This is a genomic window from Streptomyces sp. NPDC001415 (genome assembly GCF_053597395.1).
Genome location: NZ_JBSFIE010000012.1, coordinates 33,380 through 56,508, shown reverse-complemented (window position 1 = coordinate 56,508; position 23,129 = coordinate 33,380). Strand labels below are relative to the sequence as shown.

The following is a 23,129-nucleotide window of genomic DNA, read 5'->3' as shown; positions in this document are numbered from 1 at the left end:
CCACAGGTGAAGGAGTTCTTCATGACCAAACCACCGCTGATCCGCCGCGCGATACGCGCCCTCCTCACAACGGTCGCAACAGCCATGCTCACCGGCGGCCTGCTCACCTCCGCAGCCACCACCTCGCAGGCCGCCACCCAGGGCCCGTGTGACCTCTATGCCGCGGGCGGTACCCCCTGCGTCGCCGCGCACAGCACCACCCGCGCCCTGTACGGGACGTACAACGGCCCGCTGTACCAGGTCAAGCGAGCCTCCGACAACGCGACCAAGGACATCGGTCCGCTGACTGCCGGAGGTGTCGCCGACGCCGCGCAGCAGGACTCCTTCTGCGCGAACACCAGCTGCGTCATCACCGTCATCTACGACCAGTCAGGAAAGGGGAACAATCTCACCCAGGCGCTCAAGGGCCACTGGCCCGGTCCGGCCGAGGGCGGGAACGACAACCTGGCCAACGCCTTCGAGGCGCCGGTCACCGTCGGCGGGCACAAGGCATATGGCGTCCACGTGGCCCCGGGCACCGGCTACCGGAACAACAACACCCACGGCATCGCCACCGGCGACCAGCCCGAGGGCATGTACGCGATCTTCGACGGCACGCACTACAACGGCGGCTGCTGCTTCGACTACGGCAACGCCGAGACGACCGGCAACGACGACGGCAACGGCACCATGGAGGCCCTCTACTTCGGCAACAGCAAGGGCTGGGGATGGGGCAGCGGCAACGGCCCCTGGGTCATGGCCGACCTGGAGAACGGCCTGTTCTCCGGCGTGAACCGCGGCTACAACGCGGGCACCCCGACCGTCGACCACCGGTTCGTGACCGCCATGCTCAAGGGCGGCCCGAACCAGTGGGCCACCCGCGGCGGCAACGCCCAGTCGGGCGGTCTTTCCACGTACTACAGCGGCGTACGCCCCAACGCCTCCGGCTACAACCCGATGAAGAAGCAGGGCGCGATCATCCTCGGCATCGGCGGCGACAACAGCAACACCGGCCAAGGCACCTTCTACGAAGGCGTGATGACCTCGGGCTACCCCTCGGACGCCACCGAGAACACCGTCCAGGCCAATATCGCCGCCGCCGGCTACAACAGCGGCTCAACCAGCACCGGAACCCTCACCCCCGGCTCCCGCATCTCCCTGAAGGCCACCACCGCGCCCTGCTGCACCTCGCACTACCTGCGCCGCAACGACGCCGACAGCACGGTCGGCATCTCCGCTGTCAACTCCTCAAGCCCGGCCGCCGACAAGGCCGACGCCACCTGGATCGTCCGATCCGGACTGTCGAACAGCTCCTGCCTGTCCTTCGAGTCCGCAGGCAAGCCCGGCCAGTTCCTGCGCCACTACAACTTCCGGCTCTCCGTGAACACCGATAACGGCGCGGCCTCGTTCGCACAGGACGCCACCTTCTGTCCCACGGCGGGCAACAGCGGGGCCGGTCACTCCTTCAAGTCCGCCAACAACCCGACGAAATACGTCCGCCACTACAACTACTCGGCCTACATCGCCTCCAACGGCGGCTCCAACGCCTGGGACTCCACGACCTCGTGGGCTCAGGACACCAGCTGGCTCACAGCGGCTCCCTTGGCATGACGAGCTGACCTGACGAGCGATCCCCGGCGCGGTCTCGCACCCAGGTCTCCCGGGTGTCATGCCACGCACCACCATGCGAGCCACGAACGAGGAGTGGACCGACTCCGGCTGTCCCGTCGCCCGTACGCTCGACCTCGTGGGCGACAGATGGAGCCTGCTCGTCATCCGCGACGCGATGGACGGAGCACGGTCGTTCACCGAGTTCCGGCGCCGCACCGGCATCGCGCGCAACATCCTCACCGACCGGCTCCGCAAGCTCATCGCTCACGGGCTCCTGACCCTGCGAACCGCACCGCCGGGCCGCCGTCAGGAATACGTCCTCACCGAGGCCGGCCACGACCTCTTCCCCGCCATCCTCACCCTTCGACAGTGGGGAGAACGGCACGCTTTCGCTCCCGGCGAGACGCACTCCGTGCTGGTCGACCAGCACGGAGTGACCGTGCCGGAAATCGCGCCGACCGGCGCCGACGGCACCCTCCTTGGTGCTGACACCACCCACGTGCGGAGGACCCCGTAGCAGGCGTCGCGAACCGCCGGCGCGCCGCCGCGCAGTGCACGGCGGCGTCAGCCGGGACGGGAGGTTCAGTGGTGGCGCGGCCCCACTGCGGTCAGTCGCCCGACGTGCTTGCGACCCAACAGGTCAGTTCTCACAGGTCAGTTCGGCGCGCGGCAGGTCCAGTCCCATCGGTCCCAGGCTCAAGGCATGGCGGTGGAACCGCTGAAGCGGCTTGCGATGGAAGCGTCCCTGGTAGGGCCCTTGAGCGATCCGCTCCAAGTCGCCCTTGCCCTTGAGTGCACTCCAGGATCTACCGTCACAGCTACGACCTGTTCGAAGGGAAACCACCGTGCGTTACACACTGTTTGGCAAGACCGGTCTGCGTGTCAGCGAGCTGAGCCTCGGGGCGATGACCATCGGCGACGACATGGGCTGGGGCGCAGACAAGGAGACCAGCGCCAGGATCCTCGACGCCTACGCGGACGCCGGCGGCAATTTCATCGACACGGCGAACATCTACACCTACGGCAGTGCCGAGCGCATCCTCGGCGAACTGCTCGAAGGGCGCCGCGAGGAGTTCGTTCTTGCCAGCAAGTACACCTGCGGGTTCCCCGGGGGTGACGTCAACGCGGCGGGCAACCACCGCAAGAACCTGGTGCAGTCGGTGGAGGCCAGCCTGGAGCGGCTGCGCACCGACCGACTCGACATCCTGTGGGTGCACGCCCGTGACAACTTCACCCCGGTCGACGAGGTGATGCGAGCCCTCGACGACCTCGTACGGACCGGAAAGGTCCTGTACGTAGGTGTGTCGGACTGGCCAGCCTGGGAGATCGCGCAGGCCAACACCCTTGCTGAGATGAGGGGTTGGACCGCATTCGCGGGATCGCAGCTGCGTTACAACCTGCTGGAGCGCACCCCCGAGCGCGACCTGCTGCCGCAGGCGCGGGCCTTTGACCTGGCTGTCCTCGCGTGGGCGCCGCTGGCGGCCGGAAAGCTCACCGGCAAGTACCGCCGAGGTGAGACGGGACGCCTCGACGCCTGGGGCGACAAGCCGAACGGGCAGGAGGAAGAGGTCATCACCGCCGTCATGGAGATCGCCGAGCAGGGCGGCTGGAGCCCGGCCCAAGTGGCCCTGGCCTGGCTCCTGAACCGCCCGGGCAACATCGTTCCCATCATCGCGGCCACCAAGGAGAGCCAGCTCGCCGACAACCTCGGCTGCCTCGACGTCCGCCTCGACGCCGACGCGGTCGCCCGCCTCGACGAGGTGAGTGCCGTATCCCTCGGCTTCCCGCACGACTTCGTACGGGAGCCGTCCGTGCTCACGAACATCTACGGCGAGCACTGGCCCAAGATCGATGACCGGCGTTCCGTGTATCGCCGTACGGCCACCGACGTTCGCTAGCTCCGGACTTCGCGAGTCACTGCCTTGCATAGTTCCCGGTCCTGATCACGTGCTGAACTGATCGCAGTTCAGTGGGGTGCCGCAACTCGGGCTGCTGCGCTGGTCGATGACTGGCCGACTGCGATCATTCGTTCTCTCCGCACGGATGACCAGGGGGCACGGATCAGGCCGTATGGCCGCACCTCCGGCATCTTCCTGCGCATCACGAACTTGGGTTCCTCTTCGCGTCGGCATCGTGCGACAGCAGTTCATCGGCTACTCAGCCTTCCCATCGGGCGTGTTGTTCCTGTAGATGACACTGACCATCGCCATCACCAACCTCCAAGTGAGGCACCTGACGAAGAGGCGGAGCGAAACCGGCCTGAACGGCGCCGGTCTGCTGGGAAGTCATCGGCTTCATCGGGATCATCCTGTCGATCCGGAAACACTCGACGGTCCTCCTGGCGGTGAGCACAGTCCCCATGGCGGGATACCCAGCACGGGGTAGCGTTCTGGCATGACGTCAGCGCTGTCCCGGTGGCCGCCATATCTGATCCATGGCGTGCGCGTGCTGCATCAGAAGCAGAACTGTGCGCCCCATTTCGCGGAGATTGAGGTGGACTTCGAGCCCGCAGCCGAGGGCTTCGACTTCGAGGTAGCCCAGGGGCTCACGGTGGAGTACGAACCTGCCCAAGACCTGCCACTCTTCTTTGCGGCTGCTGCCGTGGGGATCGAGGAGCAGCTGAGCTTGCCCGAGCACGGAGTCGTCATCGCCACTCGGGTCGTGCTCCGGCGTGCTCGCGCCCTTGCGTTCGGCTCTCACGAACTGGCGTTCAAGGTCGCGGGCTACCTCGCCGCGCGTAAGGCCTTGGAGCGTACGGGGTGCCCGCGACTCTGAGCGGTGTACCTCGGACGGCGAGTGGCTTGCTCCGCACTGCCAGCGGGACCTCAGGTGACACCGGGCGTGCTGTCGGGGACGGGGTGACACATAGCCAACTGTGGTGGTGGCAACCACCGTGCTTCGCCCAAGCGAAGCCCCACTCCAGCAAGCCCCTGGTGACAGCTTTCGTGATTCGGCACAGCGAGTGAGGTGTGTCGTGGGCGCGTAGGCAATGTGCGGGTGAGTGCTTCAGCGTGGGAAGCGTCGGTGCACCGCTGCGAGGGTTCCGGTGGTGAGGGCCAGCAGGAGCAGTGCGAGGCTTGCAAAGATCACGGGATTCACCCAGCCCGGGGCCAGCTCGGTTCCCATGCCGTCTGATGTGACGCACTGAGCACTGACCGGCAGCGTCCATCGCGTCACCACGCGATCGCCTGCTGCGCCCCTCGCTGCGCACATCTGATCCGGGTCCAGGATGTAGAACCCCGACATCACGCCCCACGAGTACGCACCGAACGCCGCCGCGCCGGCCATGACCGCCACCAGGGCGGAGGTGGCGACGGCCGGCAGGCGTCCGACCCGGACCGGTCGCTGATTACGGACCCGTAGGACCAGAGCGAGGGCAGCGCCCAGGACAACGCAGGGCGCCAGGAACGGCGCAAAGGCCACCGTGAGGAACAGAAGATCAGACACGTCTGCCCAGACAACATCCCAGGCAGGTGCGGTTCCACCGAGACCGCTGAGCTGGGCAGCAGGAGGCTGCATGCCCGTGGCACAACGGGGCGGGCGCGGGCGGTCGGTGGATGCGAGGCGTCGATGGTCTCGGACTCGGCATGGGGGAGGGGCCCCGCGGCGGAAGGATGAGCAGAAGCGTGACCTGGGCCGATCCGGTGTCGTTGACCGGCCATGAAGAAGATCGGCGCGCTCGCCGCGCTCACCATCGCTGGTCTCGCCCTCGCCACCCCGGCCCACGCCGACAACGGCGACGACGTGGGCCGCCGCATCAATGTCGCCGGCCATCAGCCCCTCTCCACTGCCAACCTCTGCAAGCAGGCACTCGGACTCGTCCCATTGGCCGCACCGTGGACCGACGCCGTGGACGACGCATGCAACAACCGCGACCACATCCACAGCGAACAAAACTAGAGCGGTACGGCCCTGCCCTTGCCGACAACCTCATCCGCCCTGGTGGGAGCCGGTGTGTGAGGTGTACGGGATCTGCTCCGCAGTGTGCGGCTGTTGGTACGCCCGGGCAGGGTGCTGCGACGGCACCGCGACCTGGTCGCACACCGACACGCCGTCGCCTCCATCGAGAACACCAACCGACGGATCCGGATCCTGGGCACAACCTCGCACCCGACCGCCTCCTGGGTGGCGCAGGCCGCGAAGAATTTGGTCATGGAGCTTGAGGACGCCGGCTGCCGGGCGCGGTTCCTGATCCGGGACCGGGACGGGAAGTTCCCTGCTCTGTGCGACGCCGTCCTCAAGGACGCGGAGATCGAGGTCGTGCTCAGCGGCGTCCGGATGCTCCGCATGAACTCGATCATGGAGCGGTGGGTGCAGACCTGCCGCCACGAGCTCCTGGACCGCACGTTGATATGGAGCCAGCGGCATCCCCTGCACGTTCTGCGGGAGTTCGAGCGGTTCTACAACTCCCATCGGCCGCACCAGGGCCTCGCCAACGCCCGATGGCTGTAGCCCTTGCCCGCGCCGATCGTCGATCCGGACCAGATCGCCCACCTCGACATACGACGACGCGATCGACTCGGTGGCATCCTCCACGAGTACGAACATGCCGACGGAACCCGGTGGATGAGATTTTCGGCAAGGACAGCCTGACGGCCGCTCAGGCCAGGTCCGTCAGTTCCTCGGCGTAGATCCGGGAAAGCGGCTGGGGGCCCACGTACTGCTGACAGTTGCACTCGCCTGGCTTGTACTGGCCGGCTTGCTGTCTGCGTCCCAGGCGACGAGAGTTTTCACCCCTTCATGGCACTGGCCTTCTTGGCATGCTTGGCGAGGTGGTGTCCGCAACCACACACCGGCGCGGGCGGCTGGTCCGGGGCATCGAGCGCCAGCCTCTCGCGCCGGGCTCAATGAGCGCCAGCTCGCGCTCATGACGCACCTTCTCAGTCATACGCGCAGGCGACTTCGGATGTCGACAACCGCACCACCGTCATCGCTGGCGGGCCCTGGGCAACGAGCGCTCAACCGCGACAGCAAGGCACCTGTCAGGTTCCGAAATCGGCTGCACGGATGGGCTTGGGGTTCGTCGTCGAGTGCAGGGAAACTGTGGCAAGCGGTCGAGTGCCGACAAGGCCGACAACACCGCCGCCTCCGCCTACCTCAACGTGCCCGACAGGTGGTCCGCCAGCCTGTGGCGCGATGACACCTGGTGTGGCGGATGGGCAGCCCGTTGACGCGGTGTGGCTCTGCGCGGGCATCGCAGCATCAGGGGTTCTTCGGGGCGGGCGTGGGCAGTTGACCGCGTCCACGTACAGTGGGTGATGATCACGTTGTTCCACCGATGGGAGGGAATGGGATGAAGCAGATCCCCTTCGGAGCTCTGTGTGCCGGGCTCGTGGCGCTCGGGACCGTGTTTGGATTCCTGGCGGTCCAGTTGCGTACATCCGGCTATGAGCCCTACGTCCGGGACGTGGCCTTTATCTCGGTCATGACGTACTTCACCGCGGCCATGACTGCGGTGACGTGGGCCCGAGCCCGCCGAAGCCACTGAACTGAGTTTCTTGGCCACAGCGACGGGTGTCAGGAGAAGTGCCCGGCACCCGTCGCCTGTCCAGGACGGGAATCGGGCTGCCGCTCTGCCGGGACCCTTGGCGTACGCGGCGTGTCGCTCGTGTTCGCTTCCGCCGGCATCGAGGGGGAGTTCCAGCAGCGCGTGGGCCCGGGAGACGGCGGCGCGCTCGGCCGCCGGCAGGTGACAGCGGCCAACGGGAGACCGCCCCCGGCCTGGCCGAGGGCGGTGAACTCGGGCCCAGTGGGCATGTGCCGCGAGGGGTCTTTCCCTGGCGGTGTGCCAGCTGAGGGTCAGGCGTGGCTGAGGATCACGGAGCCTTCGCCCTCTTCGAACGTGCTGGTCGGAGGCTCTGGTGTGAAGCTCGGTCAGGGTGCTCGTGCCGGTCGTGGGCGGGAGTCTGCGGTCTTGATCGCCTGACGGGGTGCTCCGGAGCGGCTTCACAGATCCCTCCGCGCCCCTGCCCCGGCGCCGCCTACGATCCACTTCGTGACGGAGTCCGAGATCGCGGAACGGATCGCCGCGCGGCGTGCGGAACTGGACAACCTCGAAGAACAGTTGGCCAAGCAGCTCGCGGAAGTGCGGCCGAGCGCGACGAACTCACCGTCGCCGAACGGGTCTGGCACCGGATGACCGAGCAGCTCGCCGATGAACAAACCGTGGCCGCCCCAGTGACGGCCCAGGTCGCGGGCCGCTCGGTGCTGCTGGTCCCGCACCGGGACAACGGCATGGCCGAGACCGCGCTGCCGCCGGAGTACCAGCGCATCCTGGTCTTCGTCCGCGGGGCCGGGCGCCGGTGGCGACCCGAGCGGTCGGCGAGGCACTGGGCTCGCTCCGCGCCTGTGACAAGCGCGCTGCCGGCCGCCGCCGCGAGCGGCTACGCGGAGCGTAACTACGGTGCCTCCGAGAGCCGTTGAGATCGTGTGACCAAACTCAAAGAACACGCCGGGGACGCCGTCTCCTTGTTTGCAGTGTCGCCTCAACTTGTCCACGAGCACTGTCACCTACCTCGCTGGTCTGCTGCAATCCCAGCTGAAGGCGATCGGCTCCCCGTCCAGATCGCTGCCGTCGGGTCGGATCGCGGTGCTGGTCCTGGCCATGCTGCGGCTCGACCAGCGCCTGCTCGTCCTGGCCGACGGCAACAGCGTGCCCGAGTCGACTCTGCGGCGCTGGCACGACGAGATGCTCTCACTGCTCGCCGCCAGGGCGCCGCGCCTGGACCGCGCCCTGCGCACGATAGCCAAGCGAGGCGGACAGGTCGTGCTTATCGACGGCACTCTGATCCCCACCCAGCACCGCACCGGAGCGCAGGACCGGCCCAACTACGCCGGTAAGCACCACCGCCAAGGCCTGCACTTCCTCGCCCTGACCGACGAGAGGGGCAGGCTGATCTGGAATCTGCCGGCCGGCCGGGACGGGCCCACGACGCCACCGCCGCCCGCCACGACAAGATCGTCGAGCCCTTGAAGGCGGCTGGCCTCGGCGCGCTCGCCGACCTGGGCTTCCTCGGCGTGGACGACCCGACAACCCAGACGACCTGGTCATCGTCACCGGTTGCAAGGCCACCCGCGCCCGCAAGCTCACCCCCGGCCGGAGGCAGGCCAACCGCGTCCAGTCCGCCGGACGCGCCCCGTCGAACACGGCTTCGCGAACCTCAAGGCATGGCGTGTCCTCACCAAGCTCCGCACCGACCCCGGCCGCGCCACCGCCCTCATGCGCGCCTTGCTCGTCCTGACCAACCTTGAGGTCAACCGGTGACGGAAGATCAAGACCGGAGACTCCCGCCCCCGCGATCAGCGCGAGCACGCCCACGGAGCGTCACGCCAGAGGCTCCGACCAGCACGTTCGAAGATGGCGAAGGCTCAAGGACGGTGTACTCAGGACCATCGGCGCCCCGAGGCCGAGAGCCCCGGGGCGCGAGTGTCAGCGGACTCCGAGGGCGCGGGTGGTGAAGGTCGCTACCAGGGCCGGGTCGTTGAAGGCCGTGATCCGGGCGATGCGGTTCCCGAGCAGGGTCAGGACCTGGATCCCGTAGGGCTCGTAGCGGCCGTCGCCCGCGTAGCGGTGGACGACGAGGGCGGGCTGGCCGTTGGCGTGGGTGGGGGTCATCCGCCACAGGTTCGGGCGCAGGACGCGAGTGGAAAGGAAGCCGAGGACGGCCCGGCGGCCGGTGAACCAGGTCGGGGTCGGCGGCATCTCCAGTTCGACGTCGGCCCGCAGCAGGTGCACCAGCGCGTCGGGGTCGGCGCGGGTGAAGGCGTCCACATAGTCGTCGAGGAGACCGCGCCGGGTTCCTTCGTCCGGCTCGGCCAGGTCGTCCGCGACCGGCCCGGCCTCGGCCAGGCGGGCCCTGGCCCGGCGGAGCGCGCTGTCCACGGCCGCACTGGTCGTGTCCAGGACCTCGGCCACCTCGGCCGTCCGGAACCCGAGCACGTCGCGCAGGGTCAGTACGGCGCGTTGGCGGGCGGACAGGTACTGGAGCGCGGCGACGAAGGCGAGACGCACGCCCATCCGCGCGGCGACGATCGCCGCAGGGTCGCCGGTGCTGAACAGGGAATCCGGCGCCGGCTGGAGCCACGGTACGGACGGGTCGCGCGGCGCCACGGCCACACTGTGGTCGTCCGAGGGCGCGCCCAGGCCCGACGGCAGCGGGCGCCGGGAGCGCCTCTCCAGGGCCGTCAGGCAGGCCATGGTGGCGATCTTGTACAGCCACCGCCGCACCGAGGAACGGCCCTCGAAGCCGTCGAACCCCCGCCACGCCCGCAGGTACGTCTCCTGCACCAGGTCCTCGGCGTCGTGGATCGAGCCGAGGATCCGGTAGCAGTGCGCGAGCAGCTCCTGGCGGAACGGCTCGGCCAAGGCGGTGAATTCGGCGTTCGACGGCATCCTGGATCTTCCTCGGGTTGCGGCGGGGCCACTGTAGGCGGGCGGTGGGGCGATGGGACGGCGGCTCAGCTGATCGGGTTCATACTCAGCCGATCGGGCTCAGACCGGCGCCGCCGAGCCGGTACTCCGGGCCGGTGTCCGGGTTCCCGGCGAGCTCCACGACGGCCTTGCCGACCTGCTCCAGGGTGAGGATCGGCTGCCGTCCCGCGATGAAGGTCTCCCGGTCGACGCGCACGCGCGCGGCGTAGCCCGCGACCCCGGTGTCGCCCACCCCGCCGACCGGGGTCATGTCCGGCAGGACTGTGACGAACCGGATGCCCAGCCCGGCCCGCTCGGACTCCTCGGCGCCGTACTGCCGCAGGTACCGGACGGCGGCCTTGGCGCTGGCGTACCCACCGCTGAGCGGGGAGCCGCCGAGGGCGGCTCCGCTGGACATTGAGATGACCACACTGCCCGGGGCGAGCGGCTCGCGCAGGGCCGCGCCGGTCCAGGCGAAGACGTGGCGGGTGTCGACCTCCCAGTTGCGGCTGAAGGTTTCCCAGGTCTGCTCCTGCACGGGCGCCATGTGCGGCACGGCCCCAGCGTTGAGGACGAGCAGGCCCGGGCGGTGGGTGCGGATCACCTCCGCGGCGAGGGCTTCGTCGGTGGCGTCGGCGGCGATGGGGGTGAAACCTTCACCGAGTTCGTCGCGGACGGCGCGCAGCTCGGGCTCGTTGCGGGCGATGCCGATGACGGGGGTGCCTTGGACGACGAGCGCGGCGGCGATCGCGCGTCCGAAGCCACGGCCGGCACCGGTGACGACTGCGGTCTGGGTGTGATCTGACATGGGAGGCTCCACAGTTCTGGTCAGGTTCGGTCACCAATCAAGACCAGCGGTGGGCCGGAAAACCGTCGCGTCTGCGGGGAGAATTCTCGCCGGAGCGGGGGCCGCGACGGTAGCAATATTGATCTTTGCCACCGCCTCCTGATCCACCCCGCCCGGCCCGGGGACGTGCGACCGGCTGTGGGTGTTTCAGATGGCTGGGTCCATGGAGATCGTCGCCAGGGCCCAGTAGTGGTCTCCGTACGGCCAATGTCACTACCCGGTCGGCGAGTTGACGAGACCGGTAATGACCAAGCCCGGCTGAGCGGCCGCCGGATTGCGCGGGCTTCCGCGCTGATGTTGCCGGTGCCGGTGCCGGTGCCGGTGCAGCGAGGCGCGAGGTCCTCCTCCGGGTTGGCGTTGACCTGCGTGTCGAGGTCGAGTCCGCAAGCTGCTTGGTCAGCTGTTCTTCGAGCTCGTCCAGTTCCGCACGCCGCACGGCGATCCGTCCCGCGATCCCGGACTCCACCATGAAGCGGATCGTAGGCAGCACCCGAGCAGGGCGCGGAGGAACCGGAGAAACCGCTCCGGCCAGCCCCGTCAGACGATCAAGACCAAAGACTCCCGCCCACGACCAGCACGAGCACCCCGACCGAGCGTCACACGAGAGCCTCCGATCAGCACCTTCGAAGATGGCGAAGGCTCACGGAACGGGCCACTGCCCCACTGGCGATTGTGGCGTAGGGGAGTGTCAGTCACCGCTGCCGATGGCACGGCGCACGCGGTCTCACGAGAGAGGGGCCCACCGCAATCGAACGCCATGGTGACCCTCCGCGACTGCTCCCCAAGATCTGTGCCAGAGCCCGTTCAACAACGTCGGAGCCACGCCAGGCCCCCGTGAATGCCTCCGCACCCCGCACGGACCAGCCTCGCCTCACTCTGCGCCGACGTCTTATGGGCGTGTACGGCCGGGCGCACGACGAGTTCGGCGAGTCGCTTCTGCTGCTCGGTGTTGAGTCTGCCGAAGTCGCGTTCCCGGCGGGTGAGCCAGCGTCCGATGTCGTCCCCGCGCCACGTCACTCCGGGCACGATGTCCGTCAGCAGTGCCCATTCCGTCAACAGGGCCTTCAGGCCGAGGTGGTGGCGGAGCAGGGAAGTACGCCGTGACGTCCCGCTCGCCTGGAGGCAGACCGCCGGCGGGACGGACACCCTGTACAGGGAAAGGCTCCGGGGTGATGAAGTAGGCGCCCACAGGGAAGCCATGGGACCGGGGCACGCGCCGCCCGCCTGATCACCTACGTCTACACCCCGAAGGGTACCGGCCGGTCCGCTGGCCCGTTGAGCGTGCGCCGGAAGGATCGAGGGGTGAGTGGGCCCCTGCATGCCACGAGAAGTAGGCGTCCCAGCCGCCGGAAGCCGTGTCGCACGCTCCAAGACGCCCTTCGCGGGCGCGTCACCATTCCAGGGCGGTGATCTGCACGATGTACACGCGCTCGCGGCGGACGACGACCTGGTAGGTGATCATTCCGCCGGGGACGGTGAGGGTGGCACCTTTGGGGTCGAGTCCTTGCTAGTCGCTGGCGTGGAGGTAGGTGACCTCGCACATGCGGACCAGCTCGTCCGCCTTCTTCTCCACTTCCCGCAGGAACGGGGCCGGGGCTGTCCGGGCTGTCGCCTCGGCGCCGAAGGCGTACTCCCAGTTCCAGCTCAACCGCGCACCGCCTGCTGGGCTTCATCGAGTACGGCGCTGATCTCAGCGAGGGCTTTGTTCACGGCGCCTTCGTCGTCGTGCTCGTGCTTGTCGTACATGGCCAGAACGTCCTGCGCCTGCTGGTAGCGGGTACGCAGATCCACACGCCTGGCGATCTCGATGTGCTGCGCCCAGACCAGCAGCCACGCCTGGATCGGGGCCAGCGACTTGTGGTCGATGGCCTGGGAGAACGCCTCGTCCATCGTGCGCTGCATCTCCTCCAACCGGGACGGGGCGACCCTGGCCAGGGCGGCCCGCAGCGCGCCGGCCGTGCGTTCGGGCCGGGGGATCAGTTCATCCTCGGTGTGATGCTGGGGTGCCGGTGCCACGGGGTGCTCCTTCCGTCAGGAGTCCGAACCTACCGACAAATCCGTGATCATTTCCCACTGTGGCCCATTCGTAGTTCTGAGCCCCACGATTTGCAGCGAAACCAGCGTGCAAGGACCTGCCGACCCGTACTCCCACCAGCGGCCGTCACAGGCACCAGCGAGGAGGAGCAGGCCGCGCACCCTTTGTATGCCCGGTGGGTGCCGGGAACTAATTCTCCGCGTGACCTGGGGTTTCGCGATTGGTCCCCTTGCGTCATCGATCAAGCGCGGCGATGCTCAACTGCCGTGAGTAGCCTGGATATCAGCACGCTGACGACCACCGAGGAGCGGCTCTGGCACGCTTTCCCCACCGGTGCCCTGGTCGACCTGCGCTCCGGACCCGACGACGGACCCGATCAAGCGGAGTCCTGGCCGCACACCCGCGACATTCGCGCCGAGGTGATCACCGCGCTGCTGACCGGCAGCGGGCCCCATGCGAACGGCGGAGCGGGCGTCAAGCTGGCCGGCGTCCGTGTCATCGGGCGACTCGCGCTCGCTCACATGACAGTTCCCTACGGACTCGACTTCGAGCGGTGCTGCTTCGACGACGGCCTGGACCTCGCCGAAGCCGAGACCCGCAGCGTGCGCCTGCGCGGCTGCTACCTCACTGTGTTGGAGGCCAACCGAGCCGAGATCCGCGGCGAGTTGCAGGTGGAGGGCTGCCGCCTCGACCGGCTCAGCCTCTACGCGGCACGCGTCTTCGAGATCGAAATCAGCGGGACCACGATCACCGCGCCCCCGCCCGAACCACCGGACCCCCACGCCGACTGGACACCGCCGCGCACCGCCGTCAACGGCGACCTGCTCGTCGTCGACACCGCGATGTACTGCCACGACGTCGTTGTCGACGGACAGTTCCGGCTCCCCGGCGCGCGCATTGGCGGCTACCTGCACCTGGACGGCGCCCGGATCACCCACGAGGAGCCCGACCGCCCGCCCACTCCCGCGCTGCTGGCGCAGGGCTTGCGCGTCGACACCGGCATCTTCGCGCGCCGTGGCAACACCCGGGCGAAGAACCGGTTCACCGTCACCGGCGGCGTCGACCTCAGCGGCGCCACGATCAAGGGCGGGCTCATGCTGCCCGACGCCGACCTGGTGGACGACCGCGGCGCAACGGCGCTGCGCGCGGACCACATCTCGGTCGAAGGCGGAGTCAACCTGTCGGGCCTCACGGCTTCGGGCGCGGTTCGGCTCGACTCGGCCCGCGTCGTTGGGCCGCTGACTCTGAGCGGTGCGCAACTGGGCACGCTCGACGCCTCCGGCGCGCGCGTCGAGGGGGCGATGGTCTGCAACGAGGGATTCACCGCGCACAGTTTGGACCTGCGGCGGGCACGGACTGAGACGTTCGAGGACGCCGCCGCGTCCTGGCCTGCCCAACTGCGCCTGGACGGCTTCGTCTATGACGAACTGATGCCGTTGCCGACGGCCGGAACGCGACTGAAATGGCTGGCTCTTGACGCGTATCAGCCCCAGCCTTATGAGCAACTGGCCGCGCGCTACCGCGCGGTGGGGCGCGACGGCGAGTCGCGGCGGGTGCTGCTGGCTCAGCAGCGGCAGCGACGTGAGGCGGCGGGTGTGTCGGCTAAGGTGTGGGGCCTTCTCCAGGACGCAACGGTCGGGTACGGGTATCGGCCATGGCTGGCGGGGCTGTGGTTGTTGGGCCTGCTCGCCGCCGGATCGGTCTACTTCGCGTCCCACCGTCCCGCACCGATGAGTGCGGGCGGCCCGCATTTCAACGCAATCGCCTACACGCTCGACCTATTGGTGCCAGTGGTGAGCCTCGGTCAATCGGGCGCGTGGAATCCGAGCGGGTCCGGTCAGCTACTGGCCTATGTGCTGATCATCAGTGGCTGGACGCTGGCCACGACGCTGTTCGCGGGGGTCACACGAACCCTGGTGCGACCTTGAGATGACAGGTCTTTCTGCGGCTGGCGCACCAGTCACGAGATGACATCAAACCGTCGTCCTCAGTAACCGGGGGTCTCGTGTGTGGTGCAGTACACCGCAGAGCACCCGGTCATCGTGAACGGGCGGCGTGTGCGACTCGATGTCGCCGTGCGCTCCTCCGATGCGGACTGGATCGCTGCCCACATCGCCACCGGTAGCTTCCTCGGCTACGGCTACTGGCGTCTGCTGCCCCAGGACGCCGCAGCGGTGGAGCACCGCATCGAACTCCAGTCATGGATCAATGAGCCCTGGCAGGTGGAAGGCTGGGACCTGGAGTACCAACTGCCGCTGGTCTGGGCGCCCAAGCCCGAACCGGCCCGCCCGGCGCGACCGGCAACGTGCCCACCCCGCCGGCCCGCCCGGCGTGTGCCGCCTTCGCGGCCTCTCGTCCGGCCCCTGCCGGCCACCCGGCACGTCCCGAAGAAGCCGGACACTGTGCTCTGCCTCGTCTGATGGACACGCCGCAAGGGGCACCAGGTCGTCGCGACGGCCCGGAGGCGGTCCAGGGGCCGGCCGGGTGGGCTCTGGCCAAGGAGGCGGGGGCGCTCCATGAGCGGGGGAAGTGGCCGTGGGATTTCGGGGCCCGCCAGGTGGCGGGGTGTCCGGCGGCCATCTGGCGGGGTGGGGCCGGACACCTGCCGGATTCCGGCTGGCCCGGTGGTTCGCGAGGGTGGAGACATCAGCCGGTGCGCTGCGACTCCGGTCGCACGCACGATCTGGTTCTGTCCGACGCGTACACCGCACCGCACGGCGGTGTATGCGACCACCGCTGGGAGATCCGCGATGTCGACGTCCGTCCGCCGCACTCTGTCCGCCGGGGCCCTGGCCGCTGCGGTGGCCGTCCTCGTCAGCGTCGTCGCGCTCGGCGGTCCCGCCCGCGACGCCACTGGTCCGGAGGTGCGGGAGCACGGCCGTATCGCCCGGCTCCACGAGGTGCTCCGCAACCACGGGCTCGGCCTGCCCCACAGGTGAGCCCATGACGGCGCGAACGCGCCCCGGGTTCCCCTCCAGCGGTCCAGCCGCCGCTGATCCGCCCACCGAGTCAACCCCTTGTGCAACCGCACGAGTTACGCAACCGCACGAAAGAGAGCAGCACCATGGGAGTTTCCCTGTCCAAGGGCGGCAACGTATCCCTCAGCAAAGAAGCGCCTGGCCTCACCGCTGTCCTCGTCGGGCTGGGCTGGGAGGCACGGAGCACGACGGGAGCCGACTACGACCTCGACGCCAGCGCGCTGCTGTGCGACGAGAACGGCAAGGTCGCCTCCAACGAGCGGTTCGTCTTCTACAACAACCTGCGCAGCCCCGACGGCTCGGTCGAGCACACCGGGGACAACCTGACCGGTGACGGCGACGGGGACGACGAGACCGTCAAGGTCAACCTCGCCATGGTCCCGGCCGACGTCGCCCGGATCGTCTTCCCCGTCTCCATCCACGACGCGCACGCCCGTGGTCAGAGCTTCGGCCAAGTCCGCAACGCCTACATCCGGATCGTCAACCAGGCCGGCGGCGCCGAGATCGCCCGTTACGACCTGAGTGAGGACGCCGCGACGGAGACCGCGATGGTCTTCGGCGAGCTGTACCGCAACGGGGCGGAGTGGAAGTTCCGCGCGGTGGGCCAGGGCTATGCCTCGGGCCTGGCCGGTATCGCCCAGGACTTCGGCGTCAGCCTCTGACGAAGTCCCCCTAGCCCCCGCCGCCCGCCCCGCTCGCGCGGACATCCCCCCTCCGCGTGCGGGCGGCGGGCCCCAACTCACCCATCTTCCAAGGGAATCGACAGCCACCATGACGGTGAACCTCACCAAGGGCCAGCAGATCAGCCTGACCAAGACCGACGGCCGCCCCTTGGCCCTGATCCGTATGGGACTGGGCTGGCAGGCCACCCCGCGGCAGGGCTTCCTGACGCGGTTCATGCCGCCGCGCGACATCGACCTCGACGCGTCGGCCGTGCTGTTCAGCGGCGCCCACTTCATCGACGTCGTCTACTTCAACCACCTGCTCAGTGACGACGGTGCGGTGGAGCATTCCGGCGACAACCGGAGCGGCGGCACGGGCGTGGGCGGTGACGACGAGTTCATCCGGGTGAACCTGCCCCGGGTCTCGCCGCACGTCGACCAGATCGTGTTCGTGGTGAACTCCTTCAGCGGCGAGACCTTTGAGGTGATCGAGAACGCGCACTGCAGGCTCGTCGACGAGGCCACCGGGCAGGAGCTGGCCCGGTACACGCTGGCCGAGGGCGGCCCGCACACCGCGCAGATCATGGCCAAGGTCGTCCGCAGGGGGGCCGTGTGGAACATGGTCGCCATCGGCCAGGCCGAGAGCGGCCGGACCTTCGAGGACCTGCTGCCGGCCGTCGCCCGCCACGTGTGACGGCCGCTGGCGAACCTGAACTCCGACGCCCGCCGGTCCTGCCCCCCCCCGGACAGCGGCGATGCCACCGCCGTCCCCGTCCCGGCCGACCGCCGGACCACCCCGCGACCCACGCTCACGACCCGGGAGGGCGTCATGGCGTACACCGAGCCTGCCTCCGGGGCAGGGCTTCCCGCCGGCGGCGCACCGTCGCGGGCCGGCTCCGGCGCGCGCCGCCTTGGCCACACCCTTCCGCCCGGGTTCTACGAGCGGCCGGAGGACTTCGCGGAGTACGTCCGTATGCGGCGCCCCGCCCTGCTGCGCACCGCGCGGCGCCTGGTGCCCGACCCCACGGACGCCGAGGACCTGGTCCAGGCGGCGCTCCTGCGCACCCATACGCACTGGGACGGCATCACAGACAAGTCCCTCGCCGACGGCTACCTCCGGCGCGTCATGATCAACGTACGGACCGAGTGGTGGCGCGCCCGGAAAGCGGACGAGGTGCCGATGGAGCGCCCACCCGAGATCCCCGAAGAAGACGGCACGGACCAGCTCCTGGACCGGGCCGAGCTGCTGGACGTCCTGAGGGTGCTCAGTGCCAAGCAGCGCGACGTGGTGGTGCTGCGGTACTGGGCGGAGCTCAGCACCCAGGAGGCCGCCGGGGCACTGGGCATCTCCCCGGGCACGGTCAAGAGCACCCTGCACCGGGCGCTCCTGCTCCTGCGCCAGGAACTGGCCGGGCGCGCGACCGCCGCCTGAGGGACGCGTGCGCCGCGCGCCACAACCGGGGGCGCTGCCGTCGGCGCGGCGGGAACCCGGCGCTCTCCGCCGAGTTCGGAGCAAAGTGCCGGGGCGGCACGAAGGCCGACGCGCGCCGCACCCGGCGGCCCGCTCCAGCCGATCAGGCGAACCCTGGCGCGGTCCGGCGGGGTGGTCTCCCAGAGGGGACGGCGGGCCGGTGTCATAGGCGGCACATCAGCCCGCCGACCACCCCGCGAGGAAGATCCACCATGCGTACGCACTCTCTGCGCCATCACGCCCTGCAGCCCAACGTGCTGTTCGGGGGTGTGTACGGGGCGGTCCTCGCGAGTTCGATGGTGGCCGCGCTCACCCAGTACGGCGACATGCCGCGCTCAAACCGGCTCTACGACGCCAAGTGGTTGCTGATCACGGCGGTCGCCTCGGCGCTGGCTCACGGGTACGCGCACCTCATCGCCCGGCGCGGTGACGAGACCCACCACGGGGTCCTGCGGGCCCTGCGGGTGCTGCTCGACGAGTGGCCGCTGGTCGCCGCCACCTTGCCGACCGTGCTGCTGATGTGCGGAGCGGGGCTCGGCTGGTGGGGTTCGAAGGACATCGAGTACGTCGTGTTCGCCCTCAACATCGTGCTCCTGTTCGGCTGGGGCCTGCTGGCCGCGCGGACGGCCGGCCGCGCCTGGGGCTCGGCGGTGAAGCTGGGTGTGGCCGACGGGCTGCTCGGCGTGATCGTGGTCGTTGCCAACGCGCTCATCAAGTAGCGGGCCCAGGCCCGGCGCGTGCCCCGCCCCGTGCGTCAAGCCCCGGGCGGGGTACTGCCGCAGACGAGGTCGCCGTCCAGCTGGCGTTCCTGGCGGTGCTCGGCATCGGCGGGGCGCGGGTGGCCTCCGGGGACATCCCCGTGTCCACCCTCATCGCCTTCCTGCTCTGCCTCTTCTACCTGATGGAGCCGCTGTCCAAGCTGGTCGACGCCGCCACCCAGTACCAGGAGGGCGCGGCCGCGATCTCTCGGCTCACGCAGGCCGAGCGTCTGTCGACCGAGCCGCCGACCCAGCAGCCCGCCGTGCCTGCGCAGCAGGCAGCGGTGGTGGGCCCGGCGACGGTCCGCTTCGAGGACGCCTCCTTCCGCTATCGCGCCGACCTCGCAGACGTCCACCACAAGGTGGGCTTCGCGGCACCCGACGCGACGGACGACGACATCCGCGACGTGTTGACCCGGGCCAGGGTGGACGCCCTTGTCGGGCGGCTGCCCGAGGGGCTGGAGCCACTGGTCGGACACCGCGGGTCCAAGCTGCCGGGCGGCAAGCGGCAGCGCATCGCCATCGCTCGCGCGCTGCTGCGCAAGCCCCGGCTGCTGCTCCTGGACGAGGCGACCTCGCAGCTCGACGCGGTCAACGAGCTGGCGCTGCGGGACGTCATAGCCGAGGTGGCCCGCGAGACCACCGTGCTGGTGATCGCCCACCGGCTGTCGACCGTGATCCACGCCGACCGGATCGTCGTGATGGAGGCCGGACGGGTACGGTCCGCGGGCACCCACGCCGATCTGATGGACCGGGACCCGCTGTACGCACAGCTGGCGGCCACCCAGCTCCCGGCCCCCGCGAAGTGACCCCCCAGGGCATCCGGTCGCCTGCTCTCCCGCCGCGTGAGCGGTCCTGTCCTGTCCTGTTTCCGGTCCCGCTCTGCCGGCGGCCGGCAGAGCGGGACCGGCAGGTCACCCGTGCCCGAGGAGTGGCCCGTTCGGGCGGGACACGGATACGGACACGGGCAGCGGGGAACCGTTCAGCGGATGCGCCCGGCCAGACCGGACGCCTGGTGCAACAGCCACTCCAGCGGGCCGCGGCGGAAGAAGCGGGACCAGATCGCGGCGAACACGATCGCCCCCAGGATGTACGTGAGTACGGGCATCCAGGACTTCGTGGTGCCCGCGGCGGAAGCGGGCCACGCGGACTGCAGGAGGAAGTGGCCGACGTAGGCCGTCAGGGACATGGTGCCCACCGCGATGACCGGTTTCGCCAGGCGGCGCAGGCGCGACAGGCGGTCCATCAGCACCGTCGCGCCCACGATGACAAGGATCGCGACGCCCACGCTGCCGATGATGTCGAACGTGGTGCCGGTGTGCGGCCCGGCGCCCAACAGGTCCGAGGCCGACGACACGAGCTGCTCGCCGGACCCCCTGCCGCTCGGCCCCGCCCCCGAGCCGCCGGGCACCGCCCCGGAACCACCGGACAACGCGCCGGAGCCGCTGGACCGCTTCCCGTCCTCCGCCGTGCTCCGCACCGCGTCCTTGCCCGCAAGGAGCACGGCCAGACCGTACGCGGACACGGTGAGGGTGGCGCCGAGCGCGGCCAGGCGCCGCTGGACGGCGGTGGCGGACAGGTCGAGGCGGGCCAGCGCCATGCCGGCGACCACGAACGCCATCCACGTGATGGTCGGGTAGAGGCCGGTGAGCAGCAGATCGAGCACGCCCACCTTGCTGAGCGACTTGAGCGGGTCGTAGGCGTTGACGGTCTGCTGGACGGACTCGCTCAGCCACATCTTCAGGACGAACGCCAGCTGCGGGGTGACGAGCGCGAGCCCCGCCGCGATGATCGCCAGCGTCTTGGCGGACAGGCGCAGCAGGGGCAGGGACAGGAGGAAGTAGACGCCGTAGAAGCCGAGGATGATGACGTCCCCGTATTCCATCGCCAGCGCGGTGCCCAGCGCGAGCAGGATCACGGCGCGGATCGCGATCCGCGCCTTCGCCTGCCGGCCCGCCAGGCCGGTCTTCGGCTCCCGGCGGCCGGCGATCAGCATCAGCGAGAACCCGGCGAGGGTGGCGAACAGGACCGATGAGTGGCCATCGGCCAGGTAGCGGACCCAGCTTCCGACGCCGTCCGTGGCCGACAGCGGCGGGCCGATGTGCACGATGTACATACCGAACACCGCCAGCGCGCGGGCCAGGTCCACCCCGACCAGGCGCCCCATCGAGGGAGCGGCCGGGGCCGCCACGGCGGACCCGGGCGGGGCTTGAGGGGCAGGAGGCGACGTCTTCCGGGGCGGCTGCGTCTGTGGCGTCTGTGTCATAGGGAGAATCTCGCGGTGCCACCCGGAAGCGGACCATCCGGCAGGCTACGGCAATGCCCCCGCCAGCCAGCGGGACACACCCCGCCGGCTGGCGGGGGCGCAACGGCATCCGCTGTGCTCAGTCCGCAGTGAGGGGGATCCGTAGCCGCACCCGGTAGCCGCCCACGGCGGTCGGACCCGCCTCCAGGGTGCCGTGCAGGATCTCGGCCCGCTCCCGCAGACCCACCAGCCCTTGCTGCGAGCCGGGCAGGGGCAGGGCAGGGCGCGTCGGCGGGGTGTTGGTGACGGTCACGCCGACGTCGTCGCCCGCCTGCCACAGCTCGACCAGGGCCGTGGCCCCGGGGGCGTGCTTGCGCACGTTGGTCAGCGACTCCTGGACCGTACGGTAGAGGGCCCGTTGGGCGGGGGTGCCCACAGCGGGCGGAAGGTCACCCGTCAGCCGTGTCTGAGTGCCGCTCGATGCCACCAGTCTGTGCAGGTCGGCCAGGGTGGGCTGGGGAGTCAGCTCGGTGGCGTGGCCGCCGGAGGCGCGCAGCAGCGTGACCATGGTGCGCAGCTCGTCGAGCGTGGTGACGCTCAATGAACGGATCGTGCGGGCGGCTTCTTTGGTGTCCGCTTCCTTGGTGGCGACCTGCAGCGCTCCGGCCTGTACGGCGATCAGGCTGACCTGGTGGGAGACCACGTCGTGCATCTCGCGGGCCAGCTGGGCCCGTTCGCGGGCGAGCACGGCCTGGGCGTGCAGGGCCCGCTCGTGTTCCTTGGCCTCCTCGACCTCGACCAGGCGGCGCTTCAAGTCCCGCTGGGCCTGGACGAGTTGACCGAAGAGGACCGGGGCGAGTGCGGCCGCCAGGTTGTACGCGAAGGCGACCAGCGTCATGGGCTGAACGACCCCGGAGCCGCCGACGTGGGGCCATGGCAGGCTACCCACGACGGTGGACAGGGCGACACACACGGCGAGCAGCCGGCGGTCGCGGGACCGCTCGGCCAGGGTGAACAGGGCGACGAGCGGAATGACCGCGACGTCCTGCAGGAGCGTGACCGGCAGGGAGAACAGGAAGACGACGAACGGGAACCTGCGCCGGAAGGCCAGCGCCGCGCAGCCGAGCGCGGCCAGCACGAGCTCGGGTTCTGTCGCGTCCCACAGGTTCAGCCACGTGTCCATGGCCGCCACCGCCACCACGGCGAGGTCGACGACCGGCGGTGGCACGCGCTTCCACAGGGTGAGTGCGTGGCTCACCCGCCGTCCCCAGACCGCGGGCGCTCGTCGAGCAGCCCGGCCCGCTGCGCGAGCAGCGCGGCCTGCACCCGGCTCGTCACCCGAAGCTTCGTGAGGATCGCGCTGACATGGTCCTTCACCGTGCCCGCGCCCAGGTGGATACGCGCCCCGATGTCGGTGTTCGACAGCCCGCCCGCCACCAGGACGAGGACTTGCCGTTCGCGGTCGGTGAGCAGCCGGACGCGGGCCGCGTCCTCATCGACGGCCGCCTCGGTGCCGGGGTGGCCGCGCAGCAGGGTCCGGGACGCCTTGGGGGACAGCACGACACCGCCCGCGGCCAGGGTGTGCACCAGCTGGGCGAGCTGGTCGGGCTCGGTGTCCTTGAGCAGGAAACCGGCAGCGCCACCATCCAGCGCGGTCAGGATGTACTCGTCGGCGTCGAACGTCGTCAGCATCGCCACCACCGGCGCGTCCGGCATCGTCCGCAACTCGCGCAGGACGGTGAGCCCGTCCACGTCCGGCATCCGGATGTCGAGGAGGACGACGTCGGGCCGCTCCTTCAGGACGGTCTCGACGGCCTCGCCACCGCCCGACGTCGCGACGACCTCGATGTCGTCAGCGGCTCCCAGGATCAGCCCGAACCCGGACCGCACCAGCGCCTCGTCGTCCACCACCACTACCCGGATCACTCGTGCTCCGCCTCACCTTCGTCCATGCCACCCACCCCTGCCACCTCGACTTTAGGGCGCTGGAGGCCGACAGCAGCCGGACGAGCGGCACGTCCGGCCACCCGGCGGGGTATCACCCGCCGGGTGGCAGGGGCACCACGAGGTGACAGTGGGCCGGGGGAGGGACGCGTGGTCTTGGCGCGCCTCCGGGGCCTTGCGGACGCCAGC

At 69.7% G+C, this 23,129-nt stretch carries 25 protein-coding genes and 2 pseudogenes; 18 read left to right on the top strand and 9 right to left on the bottom strand.

The features are described from left to right. The first annotated feature begins 21 nt into the window (after positions 1 to 21). From ACWC2B_RS18355 to ACWC2B_RS18340, 4 genes are all read left to right on the top strand, one after another. Positions 22 to 1,590, top strand: a complete 1,569-nt coding sequence (locus ACWC2B_RS18355) for an alpha-L-arabinofuranosidase B (protein WP_450717693.1) — start codon at positions 22 to 24, stop codon at positions 1,588 to 1,590. Positions 1,591 to 1,648: 58 nt separating this feature from the next. Next, positions 1,649 to 2,107, top strand: a complete 459-nt coding sequence (locus ACWC2B_RS18350; protein ID WP_450717691.1) for a winged helix-turn-helix transcriptional regulator — start codon at positions 1,649 to 1,651, stop codon at positions 2,105 to 2,107. Positions 2,108 to 2,435: 328 nt separating this feature from the next. After that, positions 2,436 to 3,488 (top strand): aldo/keto reductase, encoded by a 1,053-nt coding sequence (locus ACWC2B_RS18345; protein ID WP_450717689.1) that lies wholly within the window; start codon positions 2,436 to 2,438, stop codon positions 3,486 to 3,488. 496 nt (positions 3,489 to 3,984) lie between these two features. Further along, a complete protein-coding gene (locus ACWC2B_RS18340) occupies positions 3,985 to 4,365 on the top strand; it encodes a hypothetical protein (protein ID WP_450717687.1) in 381 nt (126 codons plus the stop codon). A 231-nt stretch (positions 4,366 to 4,596) separates the two neighbouring features. Here ACWC2B_RS18340 and ACWC2B_RS18335 read toward each other — a convergent pair whose 3' ends face one another. Continuing rightward, on the bottom strand, positions 4,597 to 5,037 hold the full coding sequence (locus ACWC2B_RS18335; protein ID WP_450717685.1) for a hypothetical protein: 441 nt from the start codon (positions 5,035 to 5,037) through the stop codon (positions 4,597 to 4,599). Positions 5,038 to 5,250: 213 nt separating this feature from the next. On the opposite strand from ACWC2B_RS18335, the gene ACWC2B_RS18330 reads away from it, so the two are divergent. The 6 genes and pseudogenes from ACWC2B_RS18330 to ACWC2B_RS18305 all read left to right on the top strand — a co-directional run bounded on the left by ACWC2B_RS18330 (position 5,251) and on the right by ACWC2B_RS18305 (position 8,563). Next, a complete protein-coding gene (locus ACWC2B_RS18330; protein WP_450717683.1) occupies positions 5,251 to 5,490 on the top strand; it encodes a hypothetical protein in 240 nt (79 codons plus the stop codon). Positions 5,491 to 5,646: 156 nt separating this feature from the next. Then, positions 5,647 to 6,183, top strand: a pseudogene (locus tag ACWC2B_RS18325) (integrase core domain-containing protein); the annotation flags it as partial. 685 nt (positions 6,184 to 6,868) lie between these two features. Beyond that, positions 6,869 to 7,078: an SCO3870 family protein gene (locus ACWC2B_RS18320; RefSeq protein ID WP_450717681.1), complete on the top strand. Its 210-nt coding sequence runs from the start codon at positions 6,869 to 6,871 to the stop codon at positions 7,076 to 7,078. Between the two features lie 507 nt (positions 7,079 to 7,585). Next, positions 7,586 to 7,729 carry a hypothetical protein gene (locus tag ACWC2B_RS18315; RefSeq protein ID WP_450717679.1) on the top strand — a complete coding sequence of 48 codons (144 nt, stop codon included), beginning with the start codon at positions 7,586 to 7,588 and terminating at the stop codon, positions 7,727 to 7,729. After that, positions 7,726 to 8,013 (top strand): hypothetical protein, encoded by a 288-nt coding sequence (locus ACWC2B_RS18310; RefSeq protein ID WP_450717677.1) that lies wholly within the window; start codon positions 7,726 to 7,728, stop codon positions 8,011 to 8,013. Before ACWC2B_RS18315 ends, ACWC2B_RS18310 begins: the two co-directional genes overlap by 4 nt. A gap of 67 nt (positions 8,014 to 8,080) precedes the next feature. Then, positions 8,081 to 8,563, top strand: a complete 483-nt coding sequence (locus ACWC2B_RS18305; RefSeq protein WP_450717675.1) for a hypothetical protein — start codon at positions 8,081 to 8,083, stop codon at positions 8,561 to 8,563. Positions 8,564 to 9,019: 456 nt separating this feature from the next. Here the strand turns inward: ACWC2B_RS18305 and ACWC2B_RS18300 are convergent, their stop codons facing one another. The 5 genes from ACWC2B_RS18300 to ACWC2B_RS18280 form a co-directional block, all read right to left on the bottom strand. Continuing rightward, a complete protein-coding gene (locus ACWC2B_RS18300) occupies positions 9,020 to 10,036 on the bottom strand; it encodes an RNA polymerase subunit sigma-70 (protein WP_450717947.1) in 1,017 nt (338 codons plus the stop codon). Positions 10,037 to 10,067: 31 nt separating this feature from the next. Continuing rightward, positions 10,068 to 10,808 carry an SDR family oxidoreductase gene (locus ACWC2B_RS18295; protein WP_450717673.1) on the bottom strand — a complete coding sequence of 247 codons (741 nt, stop codon included), beginning with the start codon at positions 10,806 to 10,808 and terminating at the stop codon, positions 10,068 to 10,070. 843 nt (positions 10,809 to 11,651) lie between these two features. After that, complete coding sequence (locus tag ACWC2B_RS18290) at positions 11,652 to 11,993, bottom strand: hypothetical protein (protein WP_450717671.1); 342 nt, start codon at positions 11,991 to 11,993, stop codon at positions 11,652 to 11,654. 361 nt (positions 11,994 to 12,354) lie between these two features. Continuing rightward, complete coding sequence (locus ACWC2B_RS18285; protein WP_450717669.1) at positions 12,355 to 12,495, bottom strand: hypothetical protein; 141 nt, start codon at positions 12,493 to 12,495, stop codon at positions 12,355 to 12,357. After that, complete coding sequence (locus ACWC2B_RS18280; protein ID WP_450717667.1) at positions 12,492 to 12,863, bottom strand: hypothetical protein; 372 nt, start codon at positions 12,861 to 12,863, stop codon at positions 12,492 to 12,494. The genes ACWC2B_RS18285 and ACWC2B_RS18280 overlap by 4 nt, the downstream gene beginning before the upstream one ends. 285 nt (positions 12,864 to 13,148) lie before the next feature. Between ACWC2B_RS18280 and ACWC2B_RS18275 the strand changes: the two genes are divergently transcribed. From ACWC2B_RS18275 to ACWC2B_RS18240, 8 genes and pseudogenes are all read left to right on the top strand, one after another. Continuing rightward, the gene (locus tag ACWC2B_RS18275) at positions 13,149 to 14,810 is read left to right on the top strand and encodes a hypothetical protein (protein WP_450717665.1); all 1,662 of its coding nucleotides are present in this window, start codon (positions 13,149 to 13,151) and stop codon (positions 14,808 to 14,810) included. An 84-nt stretch (positions 14,811 to 14,894) separates the two neighbouring features. Next, entirely contained in the window at positions 14,895 to 15,302 is a 408-nt protein-coding gene (locus tag ACWC2B_RS18270) for a hypothetical protein (RefSeq protein WP_450717663.1), read from the top strand. 330 nt (positions 15,303 to 15,632) lie between these two features. Beyond that, entirely contained in the window at positions 15,633 to 15,821 is a 189-nt protein-coding gene (locus ACWC2B_RS18265) for a hypothetical protein (RefSeq protein ID WP_450717661.1), read from the top strand. A gap of 125 nt (positions 15,822 to 15,946) precedes the next feature. Continuing rightward, entirely contained in the window at positions 15,947 to 16,522 is a 576-nt protein-coding gene (locus ACWC2B_RS18260; protein ID WP_450717659.1) for a TerD family protein, read from the top strand. A gap of 109 nt (positions 16,523 to 16,631) precedes the next feature. Further along, positions 16,632 to 17,216: a TerD family protein gene (locus ACWC2B_RS18255; protein ID WP_450717657.1), complete on the top strand. Its 585-nt coding sequence runs from the start codon at positions 16,632 to 16,634 to the stop codon at positions 17,214 to 17,216. Positions 17,217 to 17,351: 135 nt separating this feature from the next. After that, positions 17,352 to 17,954 carry a SigE family RNA polymerase sigma factor gene (locus tag ACWC2B_RS18250; protein WP_450717655.1) on the top strand — a complete coding sequence of 201 codons (603 nt, stop codon included), beginning with the start codon at positions 17,352 to 17,354 and terminating at the stop codon, positions 17,952 to 17,954. Positions 17,955 to 18,205: 251 nt separating this feature from the next. After that, positions 18,206 to 18,712: a hypothetical protein gene (locus tag ACWC2B_RS18245; RefSeq protein WP_450717653.1), complete on the top strand. Its 507-nt coding sequence runs from the start codon at positions 18,206 to 18,208 to the stop codon at positions 18,710 to 18,712. Positions 18,713 to 18,780: 68 nt separating this feature from the next. Beyond that, positions 18,781 to 19,560, top strand: a pseudogene (locus ACWC2B_RS18240) (ATP-binding cassette domain-containing protein); the annotation flags it as partial. A gap of 173 nt (positions 19,561 to 19,733) precedes the next feature. Here ACWC2B_RS18240 and ACWC2B_RS18235 read toward each other — a convergent pair. The 3 genes from ACWC2B_RS18235 to ACWC2B_RS18225 all read right to left on the bottom strand — a co-directional run bounded on the left by ACWC2B_RS18235 (position 19,734) and on the right by ACWC2B_RS18225 (position 22,922). Next, positions 19,734 to 20,918, bottom strand: coding sequence for a DUF418 domain-containing protein (locus ACWC2B_RS18235; RefSeq protein WP_450717651.1), 1,185 nt, complete (start codon positions 20,916 to 20,918; stop codon positions 19,734 to 19,736). A 217-nt stretch (positions 20,919 to 21,135) separates the two neighbouring features. Next, positions 21,136 to 22,224 carry a sensor histidine kinase gene (locus tag ACWC2B_RS18230; protein WP_450717945.1) on the bottom strand — a complete coding sequence of 363 codons (1,089 nt, stop codon included), beginning with the start codon at positions 22,222 to 22,224 and terminating at the stop codon, positions 21,136 to 21,138. A 26-nt stretch (positions 22,225 to 22,250) separates the two neighbouring features. Next, complete coding sequence (locus ACWC2B_RS18225) at positions 22,251 to 22,922, bottom strand: response regulator (RefSeq protein WP_450717649.1); 672 nt, start codon at positions 22,920 to 22,922, stop codon at positions 22,251 to 22,253. Positions 22,923 to 23,129 lie beyond the last annotated feature (207 nt).